The organism is Pseudomonas sp. FSL L8-0168 (assembly GCF_037976155.1).
Taxonomy (GTDB): Bacteria; Pseudomonadota; Gammaproteobacteria; order Pseudomonadales; family Pseudomonadaceae; genus Aquipseudomonas; species Aquipseudomonas paracarnis.
This window is the reverse complement of record NZ_CP150262.1, coordinates 1,863,475-1,876,799: the sequence shown is the minus strand read 5'-3', so window position 1 is coordinate 1,876,799 and position 13,325 is coordinate 1,863,475. Positions and strand designations below refer to the sequence as shown.

The window sequence follows — 13,325 nt, the reverse complement described above, 5'->3', positions numbered from 1 at the left end:
AAGCCAGCTCCCACAGGGATTCAGCCGGCCTTGAGGGCTTTGTGCGGCAACGAACACGCCTCATCCAGAAACTTCACCACCGTCCCCATGCATGCCTGGCGTTCTTCCACATGGGGCATGTGGCTGGAGTCTTCAAACAGTGCCCAGCGCACGTCCGCAATCTCATCCAGGAAAGGCTTGACCACCAACGGTGTGGCTTCGTCATGTCGACCGGAAATCACCAGGGTTGGCACCTTGATGGCTGACAGGCGGCCGATCACATTCCAGTCCTTCAAGCTGCCGATCACGTGGAATTCGGTCGGGCCGCTCATGGCGTGGTACACCGTCGGGTCGGCATCCACCTGGGCGAAGGTGCGTGCCACTTCTTCGGGCCACGGGTTGACCCGGCACACATGCTGGTCATAGAAAATCCGAGAGGCCGCGAGGTATTGCGGGTCTTGGTAGGTGCCGGCCTGCTCGTGCTTGAGCAGGGTTTCGTGCACGCCTTCAGGCAACAGCTTACGCAGGCGATTGGCTTCGCTGACCCAGGTGCGCATGCAGGTGGGCGAGTTGGCAGGGATAAACGCGCGCAGGCCTTTGGGTTGCAAGATCGCGTGTTCGCTGCCGAGCATGCCGCCCCAAGATTGCCCCAGGATCGCGTAGTTCTCACTGATTTGCAGGTGGTCCAGCAGGTTGTTCAACTCGTCGAGGAACAGGCCGATGGTCCAGAACGACGGATCTTTTTCCGGCAAATGCGTGGAGCGGCCGTTGCCCAACTGGTCGTAATGGATGACTGCGTGGCCGCTGGCGGCGACGTCCTTGAAGGCGTCGACGTAATCGTGGGTGCAGCCCGGGCCGCCATGGATGATCACCAAGGGCGTGCGGCCTGTGCTCAGGTCGCCCGTGACGCGATACCAGGTCTGATAGGCGCCAAAGGGCGCGTAGCCTTCGCGAACTTTTTCGATGAATTCCATTTCGTACCCTGCTCTGAAAAAAAGGATCAGGGTTACGATAGTCTGAACAAAAAGTTTAGGTAACTAGCAAAACAGATAGGTTTTTGCCGAAAGCTCAATCTTCCAGCAAGCGGTAATGGGTGGCTCGAACCACCGCTTGAACACGGTTTTTGGCCCCCAGTTTGTGCATGGCCGAGGCCAGGTGCAGGGTGACCACTGCCAGGGAGCGGCTCAATTGCGTGGCGATTTCAGCGGCGGTCAGGCCTTCTGCCGCCCATTTCAGGCATTCGCGCTCGCGCTTGGTCAGGCGGATGTGCGGATAAGCCCGCACCTCCTTGCTGAACAGCGGGTACGCCGCTTCCTGGAGGGCATGGGTAATCAGACTGAAATCGGCCAGCGTATGTTGGGCGTCCTTCAATACCGTGCGCGCCTTGCCGGTGCGTAAGCCGGTGAGCGAGGCAAAACCGCCCTTGGGCAGATGAATCGGCACACTGACGCCGCAGGTCAGCTGGCGTTCATGCAGGTAGGAGGAAACGGGAGCGTGGCACGGGTCGATGATCTTTTGCAGGGCGGTCTCAGTCTTGGCCTCATAGGACCAGACAAACGGTGATACCGAACTCAATGCCAGGTGTTGCACCGGGTCGATCTGGTAAAACCCTTCGCTGCACCATAAGGCGTGCCAGTCGGCCGGTGTGTTGCGCAGTTGCAACAGCGAAGGCGTGATCAGTGCGCCGTTGAGATCGATGGGCACCGGGCTGTAGTCATACACCAGCGCATCGAAGCCCAGTTGTTGGGCCAGGATAAACGTATTGTCCATCTGTTCATCCAGGCTCCTGCCCGGTATGAGGCGATTATTGAAGGCGGTCAGCTTGGCCAGCATCCGTTCTGCTCCCGAATTCATTTGAATCTCGACTTGCTGCAAGTAGAATGCCACGCCCCGGCGAAGGACTGCCAGGCCAAACCTATAAGAAATACTAGGTTATGGACGCACGGCATCCTCGGTAGTGTTGACCTGATAAACGGCCGCTACCCGCCAGGCCGATACAACACAAGGAATGTATGCATGTGGCGTGAAATTGCCCCCGACCAGCAATACAACGTGCAAGTCGACGGCCATAACCTCGTGGTCTACAGCTTTGGCGAAGGCGATGAGGTGCTGCTGTGTCTCAACGGCGGGCCGGGCCTGCCGTGTGACTATCTGCGTGACGCCCATGGCTGGCTCAAAGCGCATAACCTGCGAGTGGTTGCATTCGACCAGCTTGGCACAGGCGCATCAGCCAGACCGACCGATGCCGCACTGTGGGAAATCCGCCGTTATGTCGAAGAAGTCGAGACCGTGCGCCAGGCGCTGGGCCTGGGCCGCGTGCATTTGCTCGGGCACTCCTGGGGCGGTTGGCTGGGGATCGAATATGCCGTGCATTATCCCGGTGCGCTCAAAAGCCTGATCCTGGAAAACACCGTCGGCGACATTCCCCACCTGTCCCAGGAGCTGGAGCGCCTGCGCGGCGCCCTGGGCAGCGAAACCGTGGCCATGATGCAACGCCACGAAGCCATGGGCACCCTCGACCACCCGCAGTACCAGGCCGCCATCACCTTGCTCAACTACCGCCACGTGTGTCGGCTCGACGAATGGCCGGAGCCGGTCAAGCGCTCCCTGGGCGACTGGAACATGGGGCCTTACGAAACCATGCAAGGCCCCAACGAGTTCCTCTATATCGGCAACCTCAAGGACTGGAACCGCCTCAAGGAAATGGCCGAGTTCACGATGCCGATCCTGATCACCACCGGCCAACATGACGAACTTACCCCCGCTTGCGCAATGCGCATGAAACTAGCAGCACCCCACGCCGAGTTGCATGTGTTCCCCAACAGCAGTCATATGCCGTTTTACGAGGAGCCGCAGGCGTACTTCCCGGTGCTGCTGGACTTCCTCGCTCGCCACCGAGGCTGACGCATGAACCTGGCGCGCTACCGTTTTGTGTTGTCCCGGCCCCTGCAATTGCTGCCGGTGCTGCTGGGCATCAGCCTGATCACCTTCGTGTTGGTGCGCTCGATTCCTGGCGACCCGGCGCGCGCCTTGCTGGGTTCGCGCAGCACGCCGGATGCGCTGCTGAAGATCCGCGCCCAGTTCGGCCTCGACCAGCCTTTGTGGTTGCAATACTTTTACTTCCTGAAAAACCTGCTCAAGGGCGACCTCGGCCAATCGCTGCTGTACAAGGTCGACGCCCTGAAACTGATCGTCACCCGGATCGAGCCGACCCTGGTGCTGGTGCTGGGCAGCGTGGTGCTCGCGTTGTTGATAGCGGTGCCACTGGCAACGATTGCGGCGCGCCAGCAAGGCCGTTGGGCAGACAAGCTGATCCGCGTGTTCACCACGGTCGGCCTGGGCATGCCGGCGTTCTGGCTGGGGTTGATGCTGATCCTGCTGCTCAGCGTGAAATGGGGCTTGTTCCCGGTGTCCGGTTACGGGCGCACCTGGCTGGACAAGGCGCACCACATGCTCTTGCCGTGCCTGACCATCGCCCTGGCGCTGTCGGCGGTGCTGGTGCGTAACCTGCGGGCGAGCATGTTGATGGAATTGCAGGCGGATCACGTCACCGCCGCACGCGCACGCGGGCTGTCGGAAGGCGCGGTGTTTCGCCGGCATGTGCTGCCCAACGCTCTGGTGCCGGCGGTCAACCTGCTGGCGGTCAACATCGGTTGGCTGATCAGCGGCACGGTGGTCATCGAAAGCCTGTTCGCGATTCCAGGCATCGGCCAGTTGCTAGTGCGCGGCATTTTCACCCGTGACTACATGGTGGTGCAGGGCGTGGCGATGGTGCTGGCCTGTGCCACGGTGGTGGTCAACTTCATGGCTGACCTGGTGACAGTGGCCCTCGACCCACGGGTGAAGATGCAATGAGCAGTCGCCCCCTGATGGCCCCATGGCGCTTGCGCCTGCGCTTTGGTTTTCGCAATGGCCGACTGACCGCCGCATGGGGGTTGTTGATCCTGTTCGCGTGGTTGGCCCTGGCGCTGTTTGCGCCGTGGATCGCGCCCTATGACCCCATCGCGCAGGACACCGGCATGAGTTTGCTGGCCCCCAGCCTTGCCCATCCGTTGGGTACGGACAATTACGGCAGGGACATCCTGTCGAGGGTGATCTGGGGGGCGCGCATCGACCTGCAGTTGGCGGTTGTCGGGGTGATCTTCCCTTTCATCATTGGCACCTTTATCGGTGCGGTCTCGGGTTATATCGGCGGGCGTTTCGACAGTGTCTGCATGCGTGTGATCGACGTGGTGCTGGCGTTCCCGTTCCTGGTGCTGATGCTGGCGATCATGGCCATCCTCGGGCCGGGCTTACAGAGTTTTTACATCGCCATGGCGCTGGTGGGCTGGGTGTCGTATGCGCGCCTGATTCGCTCGCAGATCCTGGTGCTCAAGGAAAGCGAGTTCGCCCTGGCCGCCAAGAGCCTGGGCTTTGGCCATGGACGCATTCTGTTCCGGCATTTGTTGCCCAATGCGCTGTTTGGCTCCATCGTGTTTTCCATGTCCGACGCGGTGCTGGTGCTGCTCAACGGCGCCGCCGTCAGCTACCTGGGCCTGGGGGTGCAACCACCGACCGCCGAATGGGGGACGATGGTGGCCGAGGGGCAAGCCTTTATCACCACCGCCTGGTGGATCTGCACCTTTCCGGGCCTGGCCATCGTGACCTTGGCCATGGGCTTCAGCCTGTTGGCCGATGGTGTTGCACAGGTATTGGGGGAGCGCTCATGAGCCTGCTGAAGGTGCGCGACCTCAGTGTGATCGCCAACAACGCCGGGCGTGAGGTCACCTTGGTGGACCGGGTGTCTTTCGACCTGGCCGAGGGTGAAATCCTCGGCCTGGTGGGCGAGAGCGGTTCGGGCAAGACCATGGCCTGTCGCGGCCTGATGCGTCTGTTGCCATCGCCCAACCTGCGGGTGCAGGGCGGCGCGGTGCAGTTGGCCGGCCAGGACTTATTGGCACTGGATGATGCCGGTATGCGCGCCGTGCGCGGCGGGCAGTTGGGCATGGTCTTCCAGAACCCCAGCAGCCACCTGGACCCGCTGATGCGTATCGGTGAGCAGATCGCCGAGGGCATCCGCCTGCATCAAGGTGCGTCGAAAAAAGACGCGCGCTTGCAGGCGATCGAGGTATTGCGTCAGGTCGGGATTCCCGATCCGCAGGCCCGGGTCGACAACTACCCCCATGAGTTTTCCGGTGGCATGCGCCAGCGCGCAATGATTGCCGTGGCCCTGGGCTGCAACCCGAAGGTGTTGATCGCCGACGAACCGACCACGGCCCTGGATGTGACGGTGCAGGCGCAAATCCTGCGGCTGTTGCTCGACCTGCGCGACCAGCGTGGCCTGTCGATCATCATGATCACCCATGACCTGGGCGTGGTGGCGCAAACCTGCGATGCCATCGCCGTGATGTACGCCGGGCGCCTGTGCGAGCACGGCAGCAAATACGAACTGCTGGCCCAACCGCAACATCCGTATACCGCAGGCCTGATCGACTGCCAGCCGGCCCACAGCAGCGGGCATGCGTTGTTGCGCACCATTGCTGGCCAGCCGCCGTTGCTCGATGCATTGCCCGACGGCTGCCGCTTCCACCCGCGCTGCCCGCAGGCAGGCGCCTTGTGCACCGAGTTGCTGCCCCAGGGCGCACGCGTGGCCTGTCACTACCCGTTGGGAGCGCGCCCATGAGCTTGTTACAGGTCAAGGATCTGGAAGTGCGCTTTGCCGCGTCCGGCAGCGGCCTGCTGGGCCTCAACCGCCAGTGGGTGAGGGCGGTGAACGGGGTGTCGCTGAACCTCGCCGCCGGTGAAACCCTGGGTTTGGTGGGCGAGTCCGGCAGTGGCAAGAGCACCCTGGGCCGGGCAATTCTGCACCTCAACCCGATCAGCGCCGGGCAGGTGTTGTTCGACGGTATCGACATGGCCCATGGCAGCGCCATCGACATTGCCCGGCTGCGGCATGAAACCGCGATGATTTTCCAGGACCCCTACGCCGCACTCAATCCACGGCACAGCATTGGCGAAACCCTCGCCGAGGTACTGCGTGTGCAGGGTAAGGTGGCGGCGCAGCAGATTCGTGAGCGTGTGAATGAGTTGCTCGAACTGGTCGGCTTGCGTCCTGAGCTGGCTTCACGCAAGCCCGGCTCTCTCAGTGGCGGCCAGTGCCAGCGCGTGGGTATCGCCCGGGCGCTGGCGGTGGAGCCGCGCCTGATCATTGCCGATGAATGTGTGGCCGCGCTGGATGTGTCGATCCAGGGCCAGATCATCAACCTGCTGCTGGAACTGCAACAACGCATGAACCTGGCGATCCTGTTTATCGCCCATGACCTGGCCATCGTGCGACGCCTGTGCGACCGCGTGGCGGTGATGTACCTGGGCAAGATCGTCGAGGAAGGCCCGGTGGAAGCGGTGTTCACCGCGCCGCGTCACCCGTATACGGCGGCGCTGATCCAGGCCATCCCGGAGATTGATCCGCACCGGCCATTGCCTGCGCAGCCATTGCCCGGCGAACCGCCGAGCCCGCTGAATCTGCCGACTGGTTGTGCCTTTCACCCGCGTTGCCGGTATGCGCAAGCCAAGTGTTCCTCGGTATTGCCCCCCACCCATTTCCTGCACGAGCATCGGTACAGTTGCGTGCTTGAAGACCCTTTGCTTTGACCTTCTGCCATTCATTAACAAGGAGTTGTGATATGCACTCGCGCCACTTGAAATTGCTCGCCGCCGCTACCCTCACGGCCTGGTCGCTGACCGCCGGCCTGGCACAGGCCGCCGGTGTGCTCACCATCGGCTGCCGTGAAGACAGCACCACCTTCGACCCGATCAAAAGCGCGCAAAACCGCGACACCTGGGTATTTGCCAACGTCTACGACACCCTGGTGCGCGTGGATAACCTGGGCACCAAAATGGAACCGGGCCTGGCCGAAAGCTGGGACATTTCCAAGGATGGCCTGACCTACACCTTCAAGCTGCGCGAGGCGAAGTTCTCTGACGGCTCGCCGATCACTGCCGCCGACGCCGCATTCAGCCTGCTGCGCATCCGCGACAACAAGGCCTCCTTGTGGAGCGACCCGTTCAGCCTGATCAACACCGCCACGGCCAGCGATGCCAAGACCCTGGTGGTCACCTTGAAAACCCCGGCGGTGGCCTTCCTCTCGCAACTGGCGTCGCCAACGGTGTCGATCCTGTCGGAAAAAGCCATGACCAAGATGGGCGAAGACGCCTACTCGGAAAACCCGGTGACCTCCGGCGCGTTTACCGTGGACGAGTGGCGCAAGGGCGACCGCGTGATCCTGAAGAAAAACCCGAATTTCTGGCAGGCCGGCAGCGTGAGCCTGGACGGCGTGGAATGGGTGTCGGTGACCGATGACAACACGCGCATGCGCATGGTGCAGAACAACGAACTCGACACGGCGATCTTCGTGCCGTTCTCCCGGGTCGAAGAACTGAAAAAAGACCAGAACGTGGTGATCCACGCCGACCCGTCCACCCGTGAAGATCACCTGTTGATCAACCACGAGCACGGCTTGTTGGCCAAGCCGCAAGTGCGCCAGGCCCTGGACATGGCCATCGACAAGCAATCGCTGGTCAAAGCCGTCACTTACGGTCAAGGCACCGTGGCTTATTCCTACATTCCAAAGGGCGCGCTGTACCACTACGCCAACAACCTGCAACGCCCGTACGACCCGGCCGAAGCCAAGAAGCTGCTGGCCGCTGCAGGTGCCCAGGATTTGAAGCTCAACTACGTGGTCAATGCCGGCAATGAGGCCGACGAGCAGATCGCGGTGATCATCAAAGACCAGCTGGCCAAGGTCGGTGTGACCGCCAACCTGCAAAAAGTCGACCCCACCCAAAGCTGGCAGATGCTGGTGGACGGTGAGTACGATATTTCGGTGATGTACTGGACCAACGACATCCTCGACCCCGACCAGAAAACCACCTTCGTGCTGGGCCACGACACCAACCAGAACTATATGACCCGCTACAAGAACGACCAGGTCAAGGCCTTGGTGGCGGCTGCGCGGATCGAGGCAGACCCGGCCAAGCGTGAGCAAATGTATGTGGAGTTGCAGAAACTGGCCAAACAGGATGTGAACTGGATTGACCTGTACTACAGCCCCTACATCAATATCTCACGCAAGAACGTAAGCAACTTCCTGCAGAACCCGTTGGGGCGCTTCACCCTTGAGGAAGTGGTCAAAAACTGAGTATTTGAGTACACCACAAAGCAATGTGGGAGCTGGCTTGCCTGCGATACAGACACCTCGGTGCTTCAGTGACACCGCGGTGATGCTATCGCAGGCAAGCCAGCTCCCACCTTTGTTTTGCGGTGTGTCAGGGCTTACTGCGCATCGAAGGCCTGGCCATTGATGCCCGCACTGTCCGGCCCCATCAGGTACAGGTACACCGGCATGATCTCTTCCGGTGCCGGCCTTTCCATCGGGTTTTCCCCTGGGTACGCCTGGGCGCGCATGCTGGTGCGGGTGCCGCCCGGGTTGATGCTGTTGGCGCGCACTGCGGCCACATCTTCCAGTTCATCGGCCAGGGTTTGCATCAGCCCCTCGGTGGCGAACTTGGACACGCCATAGGCACCCCAATAAGCACGGCCCTTGCGCCCGACGCTGCTGGAGGTGAATACCACCGACGCATCCTGGGACAGCTTGAGCAACGGCAGTAAAGTGCTGGTCAGCATGAACATCGCGTTGACGTTGACGTGCATCACCCGCATGAAGTTCTCGCCGGACAACTGCTCGATGGGCGTGCGCGGGCCGATGATCGAGGCGTTGTGCAACAAACCGTCGAGGTGGCCGAATGCCTTTTCGATCATCGCTGCCAGCTCATCGTATTGATGGGGCAGGGCGGTCTCCAGGTTGAACGGGATCACCACCGGCTGTGGGTGGCCGGCGGCTTCGATCTCGTCATACACCTGGGCCAGGTTGGCTTCGGTCTTGCCCAGCAACAGCACGGTGGCGCCATGGGCGGCATAGGTCTTCGCCGCTGCCGCGCCAATCCCGCGACCGGCGCCGGTTACCAGGATGATCCGGCCTTTGAGCAGTTCTGGAGGGGCAGAGTAATCAAACATAAATAGCCTCGACAAATTTCAAGGTGATACAGCTCTCGAAGTGGAGTCCATATCCTGTGAGAGCTGGCTTGCCTGCGATGGCGGACGACCTGTCGCCAAATGTGCTGGCTGGCAAACCGCTATCGCAGGCAAGCCAGCTCCCACATTGCTTCGAACCATCAGCAACTGCACAGGGCGTTATCCAGCACCTTGCGCAATTCCAGCGGGTGATCCACCACCACATCCGCGCCCCAGTGGCGGGGGTTGTCGTCCGGGTGGATATAGCCATAAGTGACCGCCGCCGTGCGCGTACCAGCATCGCGGCCGGATTCGATGTCGCGCAGGTCATCGCCCACGAACAGCACGCTGGCCGGGTCCAGGTCGAGCATCTTGCACGCCAGAATCATCGGCTCCGGGTCCGGCTTGCTGTTTTTCACGTGGTCCGGGCAGATCAGCACGGCCGAACGCTCGGCCAGGCCCAGCCGTTGCATGATCGGTTCGGCAAAGCGCACCGGCTTGTTGGTGACCACACCCCAGATCAACTTGGCTTTCTCGATGTCTTCCAGCAGCTCGGCCATGCCGTCGAACAGCTTGCTGTGGACTGCGCAATCCTTGAGGTAACGCTCCAGGAATTCCTGGCGCAGTTCCTCAAAACCCGGCGACTCCGGGTCCATCGAGAAGGTCACCGCGACCATCGCCCGCGCACCACCGGAAATTTCATCGCGGATGTGCTGCGGGTTGATCGGCGCCAGGCCACGGTCGGCGCGCATGGCCTGGCAGATGGCGATAAAGTCCGGCGCGGTGTCCAGCAGGGTACCGTCCATGTCGAAGAGAACCGCTCGCAACTTCACAGGCTTACTCCTCGCGCAGGGTCTGGATCATGTAGTTGACGTCAACATCGTTGGCCAGCTTGTAGTGCTTGGTCAGCGGGTTGTAGGTCAGGCCGATGATGTCCTTGACGGTCAGCCCGGCTTGGCGGCTCCACGCACCCAGCTCGGAAGGGCGGATGAATTTCTTGAAATCATGGGTGCCGCGCGGCAGCAGCTTCATGATGTATTCAGCGCCGATGATCGCGAACAGGTAGGCCTTGGGGTTGCGGTTGATGGTGGAGAAGAACACCTGGCCGCCGGGCTTGACCATACGGAAGCACGCACGGATCACCGAGGACGGGTCCGGCACGTGTTCGAGCATTTCCAGGCAGGTGACCACGTCGAACTGCTCGGGCATTTCCTCGGCCAGGGCTTCGGCAGTGATCTGGCGGTATTCCACGCTCACGCCGGATTCGAGCTGGTGCAACTGGGCTACGGCCAGCGGCGCTTCGCCCATGTCGATGCCCATGACGGTGGCGCCGCGCTGGGCCATGGCTTCGCTGAGGATGCCGCCGCCGCAACCGACGTCCAGCACTTTCTTGCCGGCCAGGTTGACGCGCTCGTCAATCCAATTGACCCGCAGTGGATTGATGTCGTGCAAGGGCTTGAATTCGCTCTCGCGGTCCCACCAGCGATGGGCAAGGGCTTCAAACTTGGCGATTTCGGCGTGGTCGACGTTGCTCATGGTGAATCCTCTGAATCTGATAAGTCGGTGTGTCGCGGCTGAACCCAAGGCTTCAGCCGCGTCGTTATTCGCTGTGCCCGCTGATGCGTTGGCCCCAGGCAATGGCCGTGGCGGTCAACTGTTGTTCATCCATGCGGGTCAATTGCCGGTCGTCGAGCAATGGCTTGCCGGCAACCCAAAGGTGTTTCACGCAATCGCGCCCGGTGGCATATATAAGCTGTGAGACCGGATCGTAGATCGGTTGTTGCGCCAGCCCGGAAAGATCAAAAGCGACGATGTCTGCCGCCTTGCCGACTTCCAGGGAGCCAATCTGGCTGTCCAGGCCCATCGCCCTGGCGCCGTTGAGTGTGGCCATGCGCAAGGCGCGGTGGGCATCCAGCGCAGTGGCCGAACCGGCCACGGCCTTGGCCAGCATCGCCGCCGTGCGGGTTTCGCCAAGCAGATCCAGGTCATTGTTGCTGGCGGCGCCGTCGGTGCCGATGGCCACGTTGACGCCAGCCTGCCACAAGCGCTCCACCGGGCAAAAGCCGCTGGCCAGTTTCAGGTTCGATTCCGGGCAGTGAATGACGCTGGTGTTGCTTTCTACCAGTAAAGCCAGGTCGTCTTCGCTGATTTGGGTCATGTGCACGGCCTGAAAGCGCGGGCCCAGCAAGCCAAGGCGAGCCAGGCGCGCCAATGGCCGCTCGCCGGTCTGCTCGATGGCTTGCTGCACTTCAAAGGCGGTTTCGTGAACGTGCATATGGATCGCGGCGTCCAGCTCTTCGGCGATCACCCGGATTTTTTCCAGGTTGGCATCGCACACGGTGTACGGGGCGTGTGGGCCGAAGGTGATTTTGATGCGCGGGTGGTGCTTGAGGTCGCCGAACAACTCGATACCCTGGCGAATCGCCTCGTCGGCACTGCTGGCGCCGGGGATCGGGAAGTCGAGGATCGGCAGCGCGATCTGCGCACGCATACCGCTGTTGTGCACGCAGTCACTGGCGACCTTGGGGTAGAAATACATGTCCGAGAAGCAGCTGATGCCGCCCTTGATCTGCTCGGCAATGGCCAGGTTGGTGCCGTCGCGCACGAACGCTTCATCGACCCACTTGGCTTCGGCGGGCCAGATGTGCTTTTCCAGCCAGGTCATCAGTGGCAAATCGTCGGCCAAGCCGCGGAACAGGGTCATGGCGGCATGACCGTGGGCATTGACCAGGCCGGGGCTGAGCAGCATGCCGGGCAGTTCACGCACCTCTTGCGCCGCCAGCTTCAACGCCGCGTCCCGTGGCCCGATAAAGGCAATGCAGCCGTCGCGGATACCCACGCCATGCTCCTTGAGCACCACGCCAGCGGGCTCGACGGGTACCAGCCAGGTCGGCAGCAGCAACAAGTCGAGCGGGGCGGCAGTGGAGGTCATCGCAGGCTTCTTCCCAGGCAGCTATAAAAGAAGGGCGAAGTATACCCGAGCGTCCTGGCTGGCGGATCGCTATAATCGGCGGCTTTTGTTCATGAGTGCGGGGTAAGGGATGCGCGACCGACTGTTGGCTGCAGACAAAGTGAAGGCCATCGAATGGCGTGATGGCGCGCTGCACCTGCTCGATCAGCGCGTTTTGCCGTCCCGGACGCACTGGGTGGCCTGCAGTACCGTTGAGTCGGTGGCCGACGCCATTCGCATCATGGTGGTGCGGGGCGCGCCGGCTATCGGCATCTGCGCCGCCTATGGCTTGGTCCTGGCCGCCCGCGAGCGTATCGCCGAGGGTGGTGACTGGCAGGCTGCATGGGAAGAAGACTACGCCTTGCTGGCCCATACCCGACCGACCGCATCGAACCTGTTCTGGGCCTTGCAGCGCATGCGCGACCGCCTCGACCGCCTCAAGCAGCACGCCGACCCGCTGGTGGCGCTGGAAGCCGAAGCCGTCGCGATCCATGAGAGCGACCGGGAGGCCAACGTGGTCATGGCCCAGTTGGGTATGGAGCGGATTCGCAAGCACCAGGGCAATGCCCAGGCGATCCTCACCCATGGCAACGCCGGCGCGTTGGCCTCCGGCGGCGTTGGTACAGCCCTCGGGGTGATTCATGCCGCGTATCTGGAGGGGCTGGTCGAGCAGGTCTATGTCAATGAAACCCGCCCCTGGCTGCAAGGCTCCCGTCTTACAGCGTGGGAGTTGGCGGGCCAGGGCATCCCGGTGGCGGTGAATGCCGACTCCGCCGGGGCACATATCCTCAAGACCAAAGGCGTGACCTGGGTGGTGGTGGGGGCTGACTGTATTGCGGCCAATGGCGATGTGATCAGTAAGATCGGCACTTATCAGTTGGCCGTGTGTGCCATGCACCATGGCGTGCGCTTTATGGTGGTGGCGTCGAGTTCGACCCTGGATTTGATGATGGCTACGGGGGAGGATGTTGCGCTGGAGCAGCGCGATATGGGTGAGTTGCTTGAGGTGGATGGGCAGCGGTTGGATATCGCGGCGTTTAACCCTGTGTTTGATGTGACCCCTGCGGACCTGATCGACGTGATCGTCACCGAAAAAGGCATTGTCGAGCGGCCAGACACTGCCAAACTGGCCAAGTTGATGTGTCGTAAGCGCCTGCATTGAGGGTGTCGGTGGCTGTGGGGGCTCTATCGCAGGCAAGCCAGCTCCCACCTTCAACCGTGTTCACACATCAAAGGTGGGAGCTGGCTTGCCTGCGATTGGCCCTTGAAGTCAATAAAACGTCTGCATTCCACCCTCGCAAAAAAGCACCATCGCGCCTCTGAGCCCCTCTCGTCCCCTTCAAGCCT

At 61.7% G+C, this 13,325-nt stretch carries 13 protein-coding genes; 7 read left to right on the top strand and 6 right to left on the bottom strand.

The annotated features are described in order from the left end of the window. Positions 1 to 20 precede the first annotated feature (20 nt). Positions 21 to 953: a proline iminopeptidase-family hydrolase gene (locus MHH62_RS08000; protein WP_019820652.1), complete on the bottom strand. Its 933-nt coding sequence runs from the start codon at positions 951 to 953 to the stop codon at positions 21 to 23. Positions 954 to 1,047: 94 nt separating this feature from the next. Beyond that, a complete protein-coding gene (locus tag MHH62_RS07995) occupies positions 1,048 to 1,812 on the bottom strand; it encodes a LuxR family transcriptional regulator (RefSeq protein ID WP_019820650.1) in 765 nt (254 codons plus the stop codon). A 183-nt stretch (positions 1,813 to 1,995) separates the two neighbouring features. Between MHH62_RS07995 and MHH62_RS07990 the strand changes: the two genes are divergently transcribed. Genes MHH62_RS07990 through MHH62_RS07965 form a run of 6 tightly spaced genes read left to right on the top strand, consistent with a single transcriptional unit; the run spans position 1,996 to position 8,156 of the window. After that, entirely contained in the window at positions 1,996 to 2,883 is an 888-nt protein-coding gene (locus MHH62_RS07990; protein WP_003189751.1) for a proline iminopeptidase-family hydrolase, read from the top strand. 3 nt (positions 2,884 to 2,886) lie between these two features. Then, positions 2,887 to 3,834: an ABC transporter permease gene (locus tag MHH62_RS07985; RefSeq protein ID WP_003189752.1), complete on the top strand. Its 948-nt coding sequence runs from the start codon at positions 2,887 to 2,889 to the stop codon at positions 3,832 to 3,834. Further along, positions 3,831 to 4,688 carry an ABC transporter permease gene (locus MHH62_RS07980; RefSeq protein ID WP_073454144.1) on the top strand — a complete coding sequence of 286 codons (858 nt, stop codon included), beginning with the start codon at positions 3,831 to 3,833 and terminating at the stop codon, positions 4,686 to 4,688. Before MHH62_RS07985 ends, MHH62_RS07980 begins: the two co-directional genes overlap by 4 nt. Next, positions 4,685 to 5,641 carry an ABC transporter ATP-binding protein gene (locus tag MHH62_RS07975; RefSeq protein WP_019820646.1) on the top strand — a complete coding sequence of 319 codons (957 nt, stop codon included), beginning with the start codon at positions 4,685 to 4,687 and terminating at the stop codon, positions 5,639 to 5,641. Before MHH62_RS07980 ends, MHH62_RS07975 begins: the two co-directional genes overlap by 4 nt. After that, complete coding sequence (locus MHH62_RS07970; protein ID WP_339232800.1) at positions 5,638 to 6,609, top strand: ABC transporter ATP-binding protein; 972 nt, start codon at positions 5,638 to 5,640, stop codon at positions 6,607 to 6,609. Before MHH62_RS07975 ends, MHH62_RS07970 begins: the two co-directional genes overlap by 4 nt. 32 nt (positions 6,610 to 6,641) lie before the next feature. Continuing rightward, positions 6,642 to 8,156, top strand: a complete 1,515-nt coding sequence (locus tag MHH62_RS07965) for an ABC transporter substrate-binding protein (RefSeq protein WP_339232799.1) — start codon at positions 6,642 to 6,644, stop codon at positions 8,154 to 8,156. A gap of 134 nt (positions 8,157 to 8,290) precedes the next feature. On the opposite strand, the gene MHH62_RS07960 is transcribed toward MHH62_RS07965, so the two are convergent. The 4 genes from MHH62_RS07960 to MHH62_RS07945 all read right to left on the bottom strand — a co-directional run bounded on the left by MHH62_RS07960 (position 8,291) and on the right by MHH62_RS07945 (position 11,960). Further along, on the bottom strand, positions 8,291 to 9,031 hold the full coding sequence (locus MHH62_RS07960; protein ID WP_014717613.1) for a YciK family oxidoreductase: 741 nt from the start codon (positions 9,029 to 9,031) through the stop codon (positions 8,291 to 8,293). Positions 9,032 to 9,189: 158 nt separating this feature from the next. After that, the gene (mupP, locus tag MHH62_RS07955) at positions 9,190 to 9,861 is read right to left on the bottom strand and encodes an N-acetylmuramic acid 6-phosphate phosphatase MupP (protein WP_003189759.1); all 672 of its coding nucleotides are present in this window, start codon (positions 9,859 to 9,861) and stop codon (positions 9,190 to 9,192) included. Positions 9,862 to 9,865: 4 nt separating this feature from the next. Beyond that, entirely contained in the window at positions 9,866 to 10,564 is a 699-nt protein-coding gene (gene ubiG / locus MHH62_RS07950; RefSeq protein ID WP_003189760.1) for a bifunctional 2-polyprenyl-6-hydroxyphenol methylase/3-demethylubiquinol 3-O-methyltransferase UbiG, read from the bottom strand. A gap of 64 nt (positions 10,565 to 10,628) precedes the next feature. Continuing rightward, a complete protein-coding gene (locus tag MHH62_RS07945) occupies positions 10,629 to 11,960 on the bottom strand; it encodes a TRZ/ATZ family hydrolase (RefSeq protein WP_339232798.1) in 1,332 nt (443 codons plus the stop codon). A gap of 109 nt (positions 11,961 to 12,069) precedes the next feature. Between MHH62_RS07945 and mtnA the strand changes: the two genes are divergently transcribed. After that, positions 12,070 to 13,140, top strand: a complete 1,071-nt coding sequence (gene mtnA / locus MHH62_RS07940) for an S-methyl-5-thioribose-1-phosphate isomerase (RefSeq protein ID WP_339232797.1) — start codon at positions 12,070 to 12,072, stop codon at positions 13,138 to 13,140. Positions 13,141 to 13,325: the final 185 nt, after the last annotated feature.